The following is a 15811-nucleotide window of genomic DNA, read 5'->3' on the forward strand; positions in this document are numbered from 1 at the left end:
TTCGGAAAGCACGGACAATCCGGCCTTCCGCCTACCTGCCACTTTGTTGCCGCGACCCGACCATGCCGACCACGACACCCCTTGAGATCCTGCACGAGGTGTTCGGCTACCCGGCCTTCCGCGGCCAGCAGCAGACCATCGTCGACCACGTGGCCGGTGGCAGCGATGCCCTGGTGCTCATGCCCACCGGCGGCGGCAAGAGCCTGTGCTACCAGGTGCCGGCCATCGCGCGCCACCGCGCCGGCCGGGGCGTCACCATCGTCGTCTCCCCTCTGATCGCCTTGATGCACGACCAGGTCGGCGCACTGGATGAAGTCGGCGTGGCCTCCGCCTTCCTCAACAGCACCCTGCAGCTCGACGATGTGCAGCGCATCGAACGCATGATGATGTCGGGCCAGTTGGTGATGCTCTACGCCGCCCCCGAGCGCCTGACCACGCCGCGCTTCCTGGCCCAGCTCGATTCGCTCAACGAGCGCGGCCTGCTCAGCCTCTTCGCCATCGACGAGGCGCATTGCGTCAGCCAGTGGGGCCACGACTTCCGCGAAGACTATCTGGGCCTGAGCGTGCTGCACGAGCGCTATCCCGATGTACCGCGCATCGCGCTCACCGCCACGGCGGATGAGCACACCCGTGCCGACATCGTCGAGCGCCTGCAACTGCAGGACGCGCGCCTGTTCATCAGCAGCTTCGACCGCCCCAATATCCGCTACAGCCTGGTCGAGAAGGACAACCCACGTGCCCAACTGCTGCGCTTCATCCGCGACGAGCACGAAGGCGAGGCCGGCGTCGTCTACTGCCAGTCGCGCCGCAAGGTGGAAGAGACGGCCGAGTGGCTCAGTCAGCAGGGCGTCAACGCCTTGCCGTACCACGCGGGCCTGGATTCGGGCGTGCGCCAGCGTCACCAGGACCGCTTCCTGCGCGAGGACGGCATCGTCATGGTCGCCACCATCGCCTTCGGCATGGGCATCGACAAGCCCGACGTGCGTTTCGTGGCCCACCTGGACCTGCCCAAGAACATCGAAGGCTACTACCAGGAGACCGGCCGCGCCGGCCGCGATGGCGAAGACGCTGAAGCCTGGCTCACCTACGGCCTGGCCGATGTCGTCCAGCAGCGCCGCCTGATCGATGACAGCCCCGCGCACGAAGAGTTCAAGCAGGTGCAGCGCAAGAAGCTCGACGCCCTGCTGGCGCTGGCCGAGGCCCACGACTGCCGCCGAGTGCGCCTGCTCGACTACTTCGGCGAAGCCAGCCAGCCTTGCGGCAACTGCGACAACTGCCTGAACCCGCCCGCCACCTGGGACGGCACCGAGGCTGCCCGCAAGATGCTCAGTGGCATCTACCGCTTCTGGCAGCACGGCCGCCAGCGCTTTGGCGCCGGCCACCTGATCGATGTGCTGCGCGGCAAGCACACCGACAAGGTCACCCAGTATGACCATGCCCAGCTCAGCACCTTCGGCATCGGCGCCGACCTGAGCGAGCAGCACTGGCGCGCCGTGCTGCGCCAGTTGGTGGCGCTGGGCCATGTGGTGGCCGAGGGCGAGTTCAATACCCTGACGCTCACCGACAGCGCCCGCGCCGTGCTCAAGGGCGAGGTGACCCTGATCCTGCGGGAGGCCCGTGATGCGCCTCGGCGCTCGGGCAAGTCCTCGTCGTCGCGCAAAGGCGGCAAGGGCGCCTCGGCTGCGCCGGCCCACCTGGACGCTGCCGCCCGAGAGCGCTTCGATGCCCTCAAGGCCTGGCGCTCGGGCGTGGCCAAGGAGCACAACCTGCCCGCCTACATCGTCTTCAATGACGCGACCCTGGCCGAGATGGCGCAACTCGGGCCCCAGACGCTGGGAGAACTGGGTGGCATCACCGGTGTGGGGACCAAGAAACTTCAGGCCTATGGAGATGCGCTGCTGGAGGTCCTGAAGGGCTAGGGCGTGTCATCAATCGATCCCCCTTGAGGGTTGATGGTCAGCCGCCGAGCCCCATGTTGACAGGAATGACCAAGAGATACGCCCTCAGCAATGCCCAATGGACACAGATTGAGAATCTGCTGCCAGGCCAAGCGGGACAGCCAGGAGCCACGGCCAAAGACAACCGGCTGTTCGTGGATGCCGTTCTGTATCGCTACCGCGCAGGCATCCCCTGGCGAGACCTGCCCGAGCGCTTTGGCGATTTCCGCGTCGTGCACACGCGCCACTCGCGTTGGAGCCGCACTGGCGTGTGGCAGCGGGTGTTCCAGGCCCTGGCGCAGGATGCGCACAACGAGTACGCGATGATCGATGCCACCATCGTGCGTGCCCACCAGCACAGTGCTGGTGCAAAAGGGGGGATCCACAGAAACAGGCCCTCGGGCGCAGCCGGGGCGGGCTGAGCACCAAGATCCACGCCACGGTCGACGCGCTGGGCAATCCCACGGGCTTTCACCTCACGCCGGGCCAGGCCCATGACCTTCAGGGGGCCGATGAGCTGCTTGAGGACACCCCAGCCCAAACCGTCATCGCAGACAAGGCCTACGACGCCCAGGCCCGGGTGATCGAGCCGTTGCTGGCCAGGGGCAAGCCCGTGGTCATTCCTTGGCGGGCGACGAACAAGCAGCCCCGCGAACTTGACCGGGACCTGTACAAGGCGCGGCATCTGGTCGAGAACTTGTTCGCGCGGCTCAAGCAGTACCGGGCCATTGCCACGCGCTATGACAAGACGGCGTGCAACTTTCTCGGCGCCATCCATCTGGCTGCATCCATCGTGTGGCTGGCTTGAGGAATTTCCATGTCACATGGTCGGATTTGATTGATGACACGCCCTAGTTCAGCCGTCATTTGTTGTGTGAATGCACCAATTTGTCTCAAAAAAGGAACAAAAACAGTGCATAGATGCCCACAAAGAGGGGGTTCGCTTGGTTTTCGGTCAATTGTGGTGCTGCCTGTCGTCACAATCCAGTCACACCAAAACCCGACCCCCGCTAGGAGAGATGACGATGTTTTCCAAGAAAACCGCTATTGCCGCTGCCGCCCTGCTGGCCGCTTTCGCTGCTCAAGCCCAATCGCAAGTGTCGATCTACGGCAACTTGGATGTGTCCTTTGGCCGTTTCGAAGAGCCCGGTCTGGCTGACGCTACGACGCGCGTTGAGTCTGGTTCGCTGCGTGACAGCTTTATCGGATTCAAGGGCCAGGAAGATCTGGGCGGCGGTCTGAAGGCTTTCTTCGTGCTGGAAAGCTCCATCAATGTGGACACCGGCGCTGCCACCGAATCCAGCAACTTCTGGGGCCGTACCAGCGTGGTCGGTCTGAGCGGTGATTTCGGTACCGTCACCCTGGGCAATGCACGTTCGCTGCTGTTCCTGGCCAACGACGCCTTCAACCCCTTCCGCGCTGACTCGCGTCTGTTCTCGACGTCCTCCCTGCTGATGGGTACGTCCGTCAATGGCGTGACCCCTGGCTACTCGGCCAACTGGCGCAACAGCATCACCTACACCTCGCCCAACCTGTCGGGCTTCACCGGCTCGCTGCAAATGGGTTTCAGCGAAATCGACGGCACGGATGACAACATCGGCGCCGCTCTGAACTACGCTGCCGGCCCTCTGGCTGTGAACTTCACCTACCAAGACGTTGCCCTGAATGCCAACGACGATGTGAAGACCTGGGTGCTGGGGGGCAGCTATGACCTCGGCGTCGCCAAGCTGTTCGGTCAGTACGGCCAAGCTGATCAGAGCAACCTGAGCGAGAAGGAAAAGTTCTTCCAACTGGGCGTGAGCATCCCCGTCACGGCCGCTGGCAACATCCTGGCTTCGTATGGCGAAGGCAAGTACGACAGTTCCAAGGCTCGTGAAGTGTCGCTGGCCTATGAGCACAGCCTGAGCAAGCGCACCGGCGCCTACATTGGTGTGAACAACACCCGCCACAACTTCGTGGTGGCTCCGGCTGACAAGTCGGGCACTTCGTTCGCCGTTGGTGTCCGCCACGCGTTCTGATCCAGTTGCTGACGCGACCTGCGAAGGTCGCATCCGCCAAGGCGCCCTCCGGGGCGCTTTTTGTTGTCTGATGGCAACGGAATCAGGTGATTTTGTCGTTGAACAACAACGAAAAGACCGTTTGCCCCCCCCAATTGTGACGATCGGGTGACCAAGCACTTGGGCTGGCCGAAAGATTGCTCACACAATCAGCGCAGCGGGCAGCCAACTAAATCTTTAAGGGTTGCCCCTGAGTTTTCATCCCACTGCTAGGAGAACTGCATGTTTGCAAAGAAGAACGTTGTGGCTGCTGCCGCCCTGATGGCGATGGCCGCTGCTGCCCAAGCCGAAGTGAAGCTGTACGGTTACGTGGACGCTGCTTTCGGTTCGTATGAAACCTTCACCCAGACCGCTGGTGTCTGGGATACTCAGCGTACCACCCAGGTGAGCAGCGGCAACATGATGACCAGTTTCATCGGCGTCGCTGGTTCCGAGGATCTGGGCGGCGGTCTGAAGGCCGAGTTCGCTCTGGAATCCTTCCTGGGCACCGACACCGGTTCCACCTACACCAACATGGCAGGTGGCTTCTGGGGCCGTGCCTCGTGGGTTGGCCTGAGCGGCGGTTTCGGTCGCGCGATCATCGGTCAATACGGCAACGCCTTCTTCACCCTGGGCTACACCTACAACCCCTTCGGTTCTTCGATGACCTTCTCGCCCACGATGGTGAGCTGGTATGGCCTGTCGGGTGACGCCACTGGCGCCGCACTGGGTTACGACACTGGCTGGGTGAACTCGATCACCTACGAAACGCCGAACCTTGGCGGCTTCACCGCCGCTCTGCAGTACGCCCCCAAGGAAAATGCTTCCGGTGCTGGCGACGTGAAGGACAACTACGCCCTGTCCGGCACCTACAACGCTGGCCCTCTGAGCGTGATGGCCGTCTACACTTCCTCGGGCAATGACAATGCCGCCTACGTGGCTCGTCAAAAGAACTGGGGCCTGGGCGCCAGCTACGACTTCGGGGTGCTGAAGCTGCAAGGCCAATACGCTCAGATCAAGACTCAGGACGCCGCTGGTAACGAAACCGAGAAAGACAAGTTCTACCAGATCGGTGCGACCATTCCCGTCACCTCGGCTGGCAACGTCCTGCTCACCTACGGTCAAACCAAGTATGACTTCCTGACCGGCGAAGCCAAGCTCAAGCAGTTCGCTGTTGGCTACGACCACTCGATCTCCAAGCGCACTGGTGCCTATGCTGCGTTTACGAACAAGAAGCTGAGCGGCGACATCACCATTAACGACAGCACCGCCAACGTGTTCGCCGTGGGCGTGCGTCACGCGTTCTAAGCCCTCGCTGCTGAACTCTCCAAAGGCGCCTTCGGGCGCCTTTTTCGTTATTTGCGTTCAATTCTGGTGCAACAGTTTCCATCTGCACCGATTTTGGGCATCTGAATCGGGCATGACTCCTGCTAACTGTATACAGTCATGTGCACACATGACCCCACTTTTGTCTTCGGATCTTCAGGAGTTTTCATGTCCGTCTCCCAAAAACAAGTACTCGCCGCTGTGGCCCTCTCCGTGGGCACGTTGGGCGTGGCGCATGCGCAATCTAGGGCGTGTTAACACATGCGAAGCCCGTCGGCGACGAGAACGAAGCTGATGAATCCGAGAAACATGAGGTCGAGCTTCTCGAAGCGAGAGAAGACGCGGCGGTAGCCCTTGAGTCGGCGGAACAATCGCTCGACCTCATTGCGGCGCTTGTACATGGCGCGGTCATAGTCCCAAGGCTCAAGGCGATTGGACTTTGGTGGGACGACGGGAATGAAGCCCAAGTCCAGAGCGAGTTGGCGGGTTTCGTTGCCTTCGTAGGCCCGGTCCATCAGCAGATGCAGGGGGCGATTGGGCGGCCCCAGGCGGTTGAGCAAAGCACGGCCTTCAACTGCGTCGTGCGCCTGGCCGGGCGACAGCGAGAACGTTATGGCTGTTCTAGCATCCGCGGCAACCATATGAATCTTGGTGTTCCATCCGCCTCGGGACTTGCCAATGGCTTGGGGACCGTTTTTTTGAGCGCACCCGTGCCATCGGGATGTACCTTGATGCTGGTGGAGTCCATTGACACCGCCTCGATTTTGATGCGCACGACCTGAGTCCTTTGCAGCTCTTCGAACATGCGATCGAGTACCCCGGCTTTGGCCCAGCGATTCATGCGCGTGTAGATCGTGTGCCAATTGCCAAAGCGCTTTGGCAAGCCGCGCCACTTGCAGCCGTGCTCGGCCACGTACAGGATCGCATTGATCACTTGAAGATTGCTCAAACTGACGTTGCCCCGTTGAGTCGGCAAGCAGTGTTCAATCTTCGCGAATTGCTCAGGCGTGATTTCCATGCCTGTGATTTTATAAACAGTGGAGCCAAAACACCAATAGCGTTAACACGCCCTAGTGTGACTGCCTATGGTTTGCTCGACCTGTCGTTCGGCTCCTTCCAGTACGCCGGTACGGATGGCAGTGCCGACAACAAGAGCACCACCAAGGTCGAAAGCGGTCAGATGACCACCAGCTTCATCGGCTTCAAGGGCTCGGAAGACCTGGGCGGTGGCCTCAAGGCCATGTTCACGCTTGAGTCCTTCATCCGCATGGACTCCGGTGCGTCCGGCCGTTCGAACGCGGACGTGTTCTGGGCCCGTGCCGCCAACGTGGCGCTGGCTGGTGACTTCGGTAAGGTCGTGATTGGTCGCATGGACAACTTCCTGTACCAGCAGGCCCTGGCCTTCAACCCCTATGGTGGTTCGTTCGGCTTCTCGCCCACCATCCGCCTGACCTACGGCAAGTGGGGTCCGGACAAGGGTGACTCGGGCTGGAGCAACTCCATCGCTTACTACACGCCCAACCTGTCGGGTTTCACGGCGGCCGTGCAAGTGCAGCCGGGTGAGTCGCAAACTGAAGGCACCAGCACGGGCTTCATGGCCGGCTATGCCAGCGGCCCGTTCGCCATCGGCTTCGGCTACCAGAGCGTGAAGTCGGCCGAAGCGCCCAAGGGCAACGTGCCCGATGGCGCGGAGCAGACCTTTGCCCTGCTGGGTGCCAGCTATGACTTCGGTGTGGTCAAGCTGTTCGGTCAGTACGGTCAGTACAAGGACAAGGACTATCCGACCGCTGCGGAGAACTACAAGACCAAGCTGTACCAGCTGGGCGTGGCCGTGCCGGTGTCGGCCGATGGCAAGGTGCTTGCCTCTTATGGCTCGCAGACCCGGGAGCTGGTGTCGGGCGACGTCAAGCACGAGATCCTGACGCTGGGCTACGACCACTTCCTGTCCAAGCGCACCGACGTGTACGCCGTCTTCATGCGTGACGACGACGACCGCGCTGGCTACAAGGCTGGCAACACGGTGGCTTTCGGCATCCGCCACCGCTTCTGATCCGTCTCTACCGGAACACTGTGCTGCAAGGCCTGGCAACCTCGGTCGTCAGGCCTTTTTTTCGAACTTGAAGACGGCCGTGCTGGCACGCAGGTTGGGCCAGCGGCGGATCTCGTCGCCTTGTGGATCCAGGCCGAAGGATTCCAGCACGCGCAGGCCGTTCTGGCGGGCCAGCGTGTCGAAATCCTTGAAGGTGGTCACGCGGATGTTGGGCGTGTCGTACCACTGGTAGGGCAGGCTCTTGCTCACGGGCATGCGCCCGCGCAGCACGCTCAGGCGGTGCGGCCAGTGCGCGAAGTTGGGGAAGCTGACGATGCCGATGCGGCCCACGCGGGCGGTCTCGCGCAGCATGGCTTCGGTGTTGCGCAGGTTCTGCAGGCTGTCCAGCTGCAGCACCACGTCGAAGGAGCCGTCGTCGAAGATGCTCAGGCCGTCTTCGAGGTTGCGCTGCAGGACATTGACGCCGCGCTGCACGCATTCGAGTACATGGGTGTCATCGATCTCGACGCCGTAGCCGGTGCACTGGCGCTGGTCGCGCAGCAGGGCCAGCAGGGCGCCGTTGCCGCAGCCCAGGTCGAGCACGCGCGAGCCCGGGGGCACCAGTTCGGCGATGCGCGCCAGGCGATCTTGATGGTGGCCGGTCATGGTGCGGCCTCCGTGGCGGCAACGGGTGCGTCGGCGAGCGGTGCCACCAGAGCACTGCGCGTTGGCTGCGTGAATTCGGTGGCGATGCGCTCGAAGTAAGCGCGCATCACGTTGAGGTAGCGCAGGTCGTCGAGCAGAAAAGCGTCGTGGCCATGCGGTGCGTCGATTTCGGCGTAGGCCACGTCGCGGCCGTTGTCCACCAGGGCCTTGACGATCTCATGCGAGCGGGCCGGCGAGAAGCGCCAGTCGGTGGTGAAGCTCACGACCAGGAACTTGGCCACCGCTTGTGCCATCGCGGCCGTGAGGTTGCCGCCGAAGGTGAGCGCGGGGTCGAAGTAATCCAGCGCGCGGGTGATCAAGAGGTAGGTGTTGGCGTCGAAGTAGTCGCTGAACTTGTCGCCCTGGTAGCGCAGGTAGCTCTCGATCTGGAACTCGATGTCCTGCGTGCTGTAGCGGGGCGCTTCGCCGGCTTCACGTCCGACCATCTCGCGGCCGAACTTCTCGTCCATCACATCGTCGGACAGGTAGGTGATGTGGCCGATCATGCGGGCCACGCGCAGGCCGCGGCGCGGCACCACGCCATGGGCGTAGAAATGGCCGCCGTGGAAATCGGGGTCGGTGATGATGGCACGGCGGGCCACCTCGTTGAAGGCGATGTTCTGGGCCGACAGGTTGGGCGCGGTGGCCACGGCCACGCAGTGGCGCATGCGCTGCGGGTACTGCAGTGTCCAGCTCAGGGCCTGCATGCCGCCCAGGCTGCCGCCCAGCACGGCGGCCAGTTGGTCGATGCCCAGGAAGTCGAGCACGCGGGCCTGCGCATCGACCCAGTCTTCCACCGTGACGACGGGGAAGCTGGCGCCGTAGATGCGGCCGGTGTCCGGGTTAATGTGCATGGGGCCGGTGGAGCCGAAGCACGAGCCCGGGTTGTTGATGCCGATGACGAAGAACTTGTCGGTGTCCAGCGGCTTGCCAGGGCCGATCATGTTGTCCCACCAGCCTTCGCTGCGGGGGATGGGCTGGCCGGTGGCGTCGGCATGCAGGCCGGCCACGTGGTGCGAGGCGTTCAGGGCGTGGCACACCAGCACCGCGTTGCTGCGGTCGGCGTTGAGCGTGCCGTAGGTTTCGAAGACCAGCGTGTAGTCACGCAACTGGGCGCCGCTGCGCAAGGGCAGCGGGGTGTCGAAACGCACGCTTTGCGGGGTCACGACCCCGAGAGAGGGCTGTTGAGAAGTCACGGTCACCAAACAAAACCGGCCACGCTGCGCAAGCAGGGGCCGGTGCAAGTGCCCCTCTTTAGCGGCATTTTTAGAGCGCCCGCAAGCCGGACAAATCGGCGCTGTGGGTGAAGTGTAGCGCCAAACCCGCCAGAGGGGCTCGGGCGCCGAGTCGGCAAATTGGCGGGTATTGGCCTGCTTGTTGGACCCAGCGGGGTGGGCAAAAGCTTTTTAGGATCCGAAAATGCCGATCGGGTGTCCATCGGGTCTTGGTGTGGGTGACAACAATCGTTCCCGGGAGCTTCCATGCTGAAGTGGCTGAGCAGACTCAACAAGCATGTGCCCGTCCGCTATGCGGCCTGGGCCTCGTGCGGCGTGCTGGCGGCGCTGGGCATGGTGCTCGCGCTGGAAAGCGGGCATCCCGCCTGGAGCGGTTACTGGTACCTGGCGGCCGCGGGCGGCTTCTTCGTGCTGCTGGGCGTGCGCGACCTGTTCCAGACGCAGCGCGCCGTGCTGCGCAACTACCCGGTGATCGGCCACCTGCGCTACCTGCTGGAGTTCATCCGGCCGGAGATGCGCCAGTACTTCATCGAAAGCGACAACGAAGCCTCGCCCTTTTCGCGGCAGCAGCGGTCGCTGGTCTACCAGCGGGCCAAGGGCGCGCCGGACAAGCGCCCCTTCGGCACGCAAAAGGATGTGGGCGAGCAGGGCTACGAATGGATCAGCCATTCGCTGGTGCCCTCGCACATCGGCTCGCACGATTTCCGCGTGCGCATCGGCGAGGGCGGCTCGTCCTGCACGCAGCCGTATGACGCCAGCCTGTTCAACGTCTCGGCGATGAGCTTCGGCGCGCTCAGCGCCAACGCCATCCTGGCGCTCAACAAGGGCGCGGCCAAGGGCCGCTTTGCGCATGACACGGGCGAGGGCTCGATCAGCCAGTACCACCGCGAACCTGGTGGCGACCTGATCTGGGAGATCGGCTCGGGCTACTTCGGTTGCCGCGACGAGAAGGGCGGTTTCGACGAAGAACGCTTCAAGGCCAACGCGAGCGAGCCCCAGGTCAAGCTTATCGAGATCAAGCTGAGCCAGGGCGCCAAGCCGGGCCATGGCGGCATGCTGCCGGGCCCGAAAGTGACGCCGGAGATCGCGCGTGCGCGTGGTATTCCGGTGGGCCTGGATTGCATCTCGCCGGCCAGCCATAGCGCGTTCTCGACGCCGCTGGAGATGGTGCATTTCATCGAGCGGCTGCGCCAGTTGTCAGGCGGCAAGCCCCTCGGCATCAAGCTGTGCATCGGCCACCCGTGGGAATGGTTCGCCATGGTCAAGGCCATGCGGCAGACGGGGCTGTGGCCCGATTTCATCGTGGTGGACGGGGCCGAAGGCGGCACGGGTGCGGCCCCGCTGGAGTTCACCGACCACGTGGGCGCACCGCTGCAGGAAGGCTTGCTGCTGGTGCACAACACGCTGGTGGGCCTGAACGAACGCCACCGCGTGAAGATCGGCTGCGCTGGCAAGGTGATCAGCGCCTTCGATATCGCGCGGATGATGGCGCTGGGTGCCGATTGGTGTAATTCGGCGCGGGGCTTCATGTTCTCGCTGGGCTGCATCCAGGCGCAGAGCTGCCACACAGGCCATTGCCCCACGGGCGTGACCACGCAGGATCCGATGCGCCAGCGCGCGCTGGTGGTGCCGGACAAGGCCGAGCGCGTCTACCACTACCACGACAACACGCTGTACGCCCTGAAGGAGCTGGTGCAGGCCGCGGGCCTCACGCACCCCGGGCAGATCACGCCGGACCACATCGTGCACCGTGTGTCGCGCCACCAGGTGCAGCGCTTGTCGAACCTGTTGCCGTTTGCGCGTCAGGGCCAGTTGCTGGCGGCCGAGCGTGGCGAAGAGCCCTGGCCCCAGGCCGTGTTCGAGCAGTACTGGCTGGGTGCCCAGGTGGACAGCTTCACGCTGTTCACGCCCTGAGCGTTTCCCGCCGTTTCCCGCCCGATCAGGCCGCGGGCGGTGCCGTGTCGATGAAGCTCTGGCGTTGCGAGAGCTTGTCGTACAGGCGCGCCAGGTTGGGGTAGTCGCCGCGCCACGCGATGTGCGCGAAGCGGAAATCCAGGTAGCCCAGGGCGCAGCCCACGGCGATGTCGGCCAGGCTGTGGTAGGTGCCGGTGCACCAGGGACGCTCGCCCAGGCCCTGGCTCATGGCCTTGAGGCTGGCATGTGCCTTGGCCATCTGGCGGTCGATCCAGACCTGGCTGCGCTGGGCTTCGGTGCGCCCGTCGTAGGTGGCTTCCAGGCGCGCCAGGATGGCGGCATCGAGCAGGCCATCGGCCAGCGCCTCCCAGGTCTTGACCTCGACACGCTCGCGGCCACCCAGCGGGATCAGCTTGCCCACGGGCGACAGCGTGTCCACGTACTCGACGATCACGCGCGAGTCGAACACGGCCTCGCCACCCTCCATCACCAGGCAGGGCACCTTGGCCAGCGGGTTGGCTTCAAGGATGCGGGTGTCGGGCGACCACACGTTCTCGAGGTCGAACTTGTAGTCGAGTTTTTTCTCGGCCAGCACAATGCGCACTTTGCGGACGTACGGGCTGGTGAGGGAGCCGATCAGTTTCATGGTCTGGAAAGATTCGAATTGGCGCTGATTTTACAAAACGGGATGGCCATTGGGCGGCCAGGCGCCGCATCCACCCAATGAGGGGGACAAACCAGCATCCACGGGCAGAAAGGTCCAGTTACAGTTATTGCTGTTTGATCATGAATCAGAATGCCTCCCGTTCTACTGTGCGCGTAGTGCGGCTGGCCGATCTGGACGACCTGCATCGCCCGCCACCTGTCACGGTGGCACAACCTGCTACCGAGTGCCGTGAAACGTCGCCTGAAGAGGCGGCGCACGTGTCGTCGAACGACTCGGTGGCATCCAGCACGGGTTGGTGGGCCAGTTCGTCCGGAGAGGCCGACGCCTCTCGCGTGATGCAACCCATCGGCTCGACCCTGCCCGGCGCTTTGTCGGAGTTGGGTGAGCAGGGGGCGCATGCGCACGCCCGTGCCGTGCAGGATGGCGTGGCGCAGAGCAGGGCAGCAGGCGATGCGCCCTGGCCCGATGCCGATGCCCACGAGCCCGCGCGCGAAGTGCCGCGCCTGCCGCCGGGCGAGGTGCTCAAGATCGGCGTCCATGTAGATGCCCGTGTGCAGGACTACGCCCGGCTGTGGTGGGGCCATGCGCTGGTGATGGTCCTGTCGTTGGGCCTGGCCTGGCCCTGGGTCATGAGCCGGCGTGAACGCTTCTTCCTGCGCCACACCCGTGTGGCTTCGCACCGGCTGGATTTCCGGCTGCCCACGGTGGTGTTGTGGCCCCGCTATGCCACGCTGCTGGCGCTGTGGGTGGGCGTGCTGGGCGCGATGTCGGGCTCGCTGTGGGCGGGCATGCTGGGCTTGAGCCTGGGGTGCGCCGTCTGGCCGCTGATGGCCTACCTCAAGACCAACCAACGGGTGGCCAGCCTGACCTGGGCGGGCCGCCGCCTGTGGTTCGATGGCACTTGGCAGGGCATGAGCCGCGTGATGCTGTTGCCCGTGGGGCTCGCCGTGGCCGCCATCTGGGCGGCCGGGCTGGCCTGGCAGGCGCGCAGCCTGGCGGGTGCCGGGGTGTTCGGGGTGCTGGCCGTGGCCTGGCTGCTGTGCGCGCCGCGCGCGGTGTGGACCTACTACCGCTATCGCCAGGAACACCTGCGCCTGGGGCCGCTGCGCCTGCAATGGAAGGCCCGGCTGGGTGATGTCGTGCAACTGTTCGGCCGGGCGATTGCCGTGGGCTTGCTGGCTGGCGTGCTGGCGGCAGGGGCCGTGTGCATGGGTGTGGCTGGCTGGCTGGCCTGGCGTCAGGCGCCGGTGGCGTCCATTCCTCTGGCAGTGTGGGGCGCGGTGAGCCTGCCCGTGCTGGCGGTGACGGCCCTGGTGGTGCGGGCCTATGTGCACGCGCTGATGATCAATCTGGTCTGGAGCCACACGGGCAACCGCCACCTGCGCTTCCGTGCCCGGGTGCCGGTGGCGCGCTACGTGCGTCTGTCCCTGCGCCATGCCCTGCTGACGGTGCTCACGCTGGGGTGGCGCCACCCCGCCGCAGCGGTGGCCTTGCGTGGCCTGCTGCTGCGCTCGGTGAAGGTGTCCAGCCGCGTGGACCCGGAAACCCTGCTGGCCTACTGGTCCCGCAGGCAGGGCGAAGCGCCGCCCACGATGTTCCCCTCGGTGGCTGTGTCGCAGGGCGATGACGACCTGTCGCGCATGCCAACCCAGCTTTCGGTGGCCCACCGGCACGCACCGCCGGCTTGAGGGTGCCGCACGCAGTTCGTACAATGGCGGGTTGATCTTTTTCCTGCCCGCCGCCATGACGCTCTCTGCCCTGACCGCTCTTTCGCCGCTCGACGGCCGCTACGCCGCCAAGGTGTCGGCCCTGCGCCCCCTGTTGTCCGAGTTTGGCCTGATGCACCGCCGCGTGCAGGTCGAGATCGAGTGGTTCATCGCCTTGAGCGATGCCGGCCTGCCCGAGTTCGCGCCCCTGTCTGACGCGGCACGCCAGACGGCGCGCGCGCTGGTGAGCAACTTCGCCGAGGCCGATGCCCAGGCCATCAAGGACATCGAGAAGACGACCAACCACGACGTGAAGGCCGTGGAGTACTGGATCAAGTCGAAGTTCGCCGGCCACACCGAGCTGGAAAAGGCCGGTGAGTTCGTGCACTTCGCCTGCACCAGCGAGGACATCAACAACACCAGCCACGGCCTGATGCTCAAGGCCGCCCGTGATGAAGTGCTGCTGCCCACCATCGACGGCGTGATCGGCACGCTGCGCACCATGGCGCACGAGCTGGCCGCGCTGCCCATGCTCAGCCGCACGCACGGCCAGACCGCCAGCCCCACCACCGTGGGCAAGGAAATCGCCAACGTGGTGGCCCGCCTGGTCAACGCCCGCGAGCGCATCGCCAGTGTCAAGCTGCTGGCCAAGATGAACGGCGCCGTGGGCAACTACAACGCCCACCTGTCGGCCTACCCCGACAAGAACTGGGAAGCCTTCAGCCAGGCCGTGATCGAGCAGCAACTGGGCCTGACCTTTAACCCCTACACGATCCAGATCGAGCCGCACGACTACATGGCCGAGCTGTTCGATGCCGTCACGCGCACCAACACCATCCTGATCGACTGGTCGCGCGACGTGTGGGGCTACATCAGCCTGGGCTACTTCAAGCAGCGCACCAAGACGGGCGAGATCGGCTCCAGCACGATGCCGCACAAGGTCAATCCGATCGACTTCGAGAACGCCGAAGGCAATCTGGGCCTGGCCAACGCCGTGCTGACGCACCTGAGCCAGAAACTGCCCATCAGCCGCTGGCAGCGTGACCTGACCGACTCCACCGTGCTGCGCAACATGGGCGTGGCCCTGGGCTACGCCGTGCTGGCCTACGACAGCCTGGCGCGCGGCCTGGGCAAGCTGGAAGTGAACCCGCAGGCCCTGGGCGACGACCTCGAAGCCTCGTGGGAAGTGCTGGCCGAGCCCATCCAGACGGTGATGCGCCGCTACGCGCTGCCCAACCCCTACGAGCGCCTGAAGGAGCTGACGCGCGGCAAGGCCATCACGCGTGAATCCATCCAGGCCTTCATCCAGACGCTGGAGCTGCCCGAGGCCGAGAAGCAGCGCCTGCTGGCGATGACGCCCGGCAACTACGTGGGCACGGCCGAATCGCTGGCCAAGCGCATCTGAAGCGCATCGGCCCCCTAGACTGAACCGGCCGCGTCCCTAGCCGTAGGGAGGTGGCCGGCGGGCGGGCTTCCTACAGTGTCGACACCTTCATCACGTCGACATCAAAGGAGCCTTCCATGTCTCACCTTTCCGCTGCCTCGCTTCGTTCCATCGCCCTGGCCTTGATGGCTGGTGCATCCCTGCTGGCCCACACGTCCGTGCAGGCCGTGGCCTTGACCGAGCCCGTCTCGCCGGCCAATTTCGCGAACACCACCCTGCCGGGCACGACCGTGGCCCTGCGGCCTGAACTGGCCGGCACGGTGCTCGAAGACGTCATCACTCCCTTCAGCTTCCAGGGCATCACCGGCACCGTGCAGAACCGCGTGGTGCGCGAAGACGCCACGGGCACGCTCGATTTCATCTGGAAGGTCGATGTGGACAGCGTGTCCACGGGCACGACGGGCGTGGTGGCGCTGCGCTTGATCAACTTCGGCTACGACGCCATCAAGGATGCCGACTGGCACATCGATGGCCTGGGCACGGTGGCACCCGTGACCGCGCGGTTGTTCAACGAAGCGGCCTACCCCTTGGGCGCCATCAACTTCCTGTTCGATGGCTCGGTGGATGCGGGTGCGCAGTCGCGTTTCTTCTTCCTGCGCACCGACGCGACCTCGTACAGCCAGTCTGCCTTTTACGATCTGCTGGGGGGCGCCGGGCAGGACCCGTCGCCTACGTTCAGCACCTTTGCCCCTGCGCCGGTGCCAGAGCCGCAGACCTACGCCCTGGCGCTGTCGGGCCTGATCGTGGCTGGGCTGGTGGCCCGCCGCCGCGCAGCCTGAGCATGGCGTGAGGGCAGGGGCGCCGGTAAAATG

General features: G+C 64.5%; 12 protein-coding genes, 1 pseudogene and 1 riboswitch. Of the genes and pseudogenes, 9 read left to right on the forward strand and 4 right to left on the reverse strand.

Features of this window, described 5'->3' with window-relative positions:
* Window positions 1-62: 62 nt before the first annotated feature.
* The 4 genes and pseudogenes from recQ to WAQ08_RS05360 all read left to right on the forward strand — a co-directional run bounded on the left by recQ (window position 63) and on the right by WAQ08_RS05360 (window position 5281).
* On the forward strand, window positions 63-1919 hold the full coding sequence (gene recQ, locus WAQ08_RS05345; RefSeq protein WP_422189715.1) for a DNA helicase RecQ: 1857 nt from the start codon (window positions 63-65) through the stop codon (window positions 1917-1919).
* 65 nt (window positions 1920-1984) lie between these two features.
* Window positions 1985-2745, forward strand: a pseudogene (locus tag WAQ08_RS05350) (IS5 family transposase).
* 217 nt (window positions 2746-2962) lie between these two features.
* Window positions 2963-3955, forward strand: coding sequence for a porin (locus WAQ08_RS05355; protein ID WP_422189717.1), 993 nt, complete (start codon window positions 2963-2965; stop codon window positions 3953-3955).
* A gap of 261 nt (window positions 3956-4216) precedes the next feature.
* Window positions 4217-5281, forward strand: coding sequence for a porin (locus tag WAQ08_RS05360; RefSeq protein WP_422189719.1), 1065 nt, complete (start codon window positions 4217-4219; stop codon window positions 5279-5281).
* Window positions 5282-5553: 272 nt separating this feature from the next.
* On the opposite strand, the gene WAQ08_RS05365 is transcribed toward WAQ08_RS05360, so the two are convergent.
* Window positions 5554-6317, reverse strand: a protein-coding gene (locus WAQ08_RS05365) for an IS5 family transposase (protein WP_422189721.1) whose coding sequence is annotated in 2 segments (ribosomal slippage) — window positions 5554-5999 and window positions 5999-6317 — 765 coding nt in all. Because the reading frame shifts where the segments join, the coding sequence is not laid out codon by codon here.
* Between the two features lie 57 nt (window positions 6318-6374).
* Between WAQ08_RS05365 and WAQ08_RS05370 the strand changes: the two genes are divergently transcribed.
* Complete coding sequence (locus tag WAQ08_RS05370; RefSeq protein ID WP_422189723.1) at window positions 6375-7349, forward strand: porin; 975 nt, start codon at window positions 6375-6377, stop codon at window positions 7347-7349.
* A 48-nt stretch (window positions 7350-7397) separates the two neighbouring features.
* On the opposite strand, the gene metW is transcribed toward WAQ08_RS05370, so the two are convergent.
* Together metW and metX are read right to left on the reverse strand one after the other, a co-directional pair.
* Window positions 7398-7994 (reverse strand): methionine biosynthesis protein MetW, encoded by a 597-nt coding sequence (metW, locus tag WAQ08_RS05375; protein ID WP_422189725.1) that lies wholly within the window; start codon window positions 7992-7994, stop codon window positions 7398-7400.
* A complete protein-coding gene (metX, locus tag WAQ08_RS05380) occupies window positions 7991-9229 on the reverse strand; it encodes a homoserine O-succinyltransferase MetX (protein ID WP_422189727.1) in 1239 nt (412 codons plus the stop codon). Before metX ends, metW begins: the two co-directional genes overlap by 4 nt.
* 41 nt (window positions 9230-9270) lie before the next feature.
* Window positions 9271-9341, reverse strand: a riboswitch (SAM riboswitch).
* Between the two features lie 173 nt (window positions 9342-9514).
* Between metX and WAQ08_RS05385 the strand changes: the two genes are divergently transcribed.
* Window positions 9515-11182: an FMN-binding glutamate synthase family protein gene (locus WAQ08_RS05385; RefSeq protein WP_422189729.1), complete on the forward strand. Its 1668-nt coding sequence runs from the start codon at window positions 9515-9517 to the stop codon at window positions 11180-11182.
* A 25-nt stretch (window positions 11183-11207) separates the two neighbouring features.
* Here WAQ08_RS05385 and WAQ08_RS05390 read toward each other — a convergent pair whose 3' ends face one another.
* Window positions 11208-11828 (reverse strand): glutathione S-transferase N-terminal domain-containing protein, encoded by a 621-nt coding sequence (locus WAQ08_RS05390; RefSeq protein WP_422189731.1) that lies wholly within the window; start codon window positions 11826-11828, stop codon window positions 11208-11210.
* A 140-nt stretch (window positions 11829-11968) separates the two neighbouring features.
* Between WAQ08_RS05390 and WAQ08_RS05395 the strand changes: the two genes are divergently transcribed.
* The 3 genes from WAQ08_RS05395 (at window position 11969) to WAQ08_RS05405 (ending at window position 15778) form a co-directional block, all read left to right on the forward strand.
* Window positions 11969-13537: a DUF898 family protein gene (locus WAQ08_RS05395; protein ID WP_422189733.1), complete on the forward strand. Its 1569-nt coding sequence runs from the start codon at window positions 11969-11971 to the stop codon at window positions 13535-13537.
* Between the two features lie 55 nt (window positions 13538-13592).
* Window positions 13593-14960 (forward strand): adenylosuccinate lyase, encoded by a 1368-nt coding sequence (gene purB, locus WAQ08_RS05400; protein WP_422189735.1) that lies wholly within the window; start codon window positions 13593-13595, stop codon window positions 14958-14960.
* 116 nt (window positions 14961-15076) lie between these two features.
* Window positions 15077-15778: a PEP-CTERM sorting domain-containing protein gene (locus WAQ08_RS05405; protein WP_422189737.1), complete on the forward strand. Its 702-nt coding sequence runs from the start codon at window positions 15077-15079 to the stop codon at window positions 15776-15778.
* Window positions 15779-15811 lie beyond the last annotated feature (33 nt).

This window comes from Aquabacterium sp., assembly GCF_049274795.1.
Taxonomy (GTDB): domain Bacteria; phylum Pseudomonadota; class Gammaproteobacteria; order Burkholderiales; family Burkholderiaceae_C; genus Aquabacterium.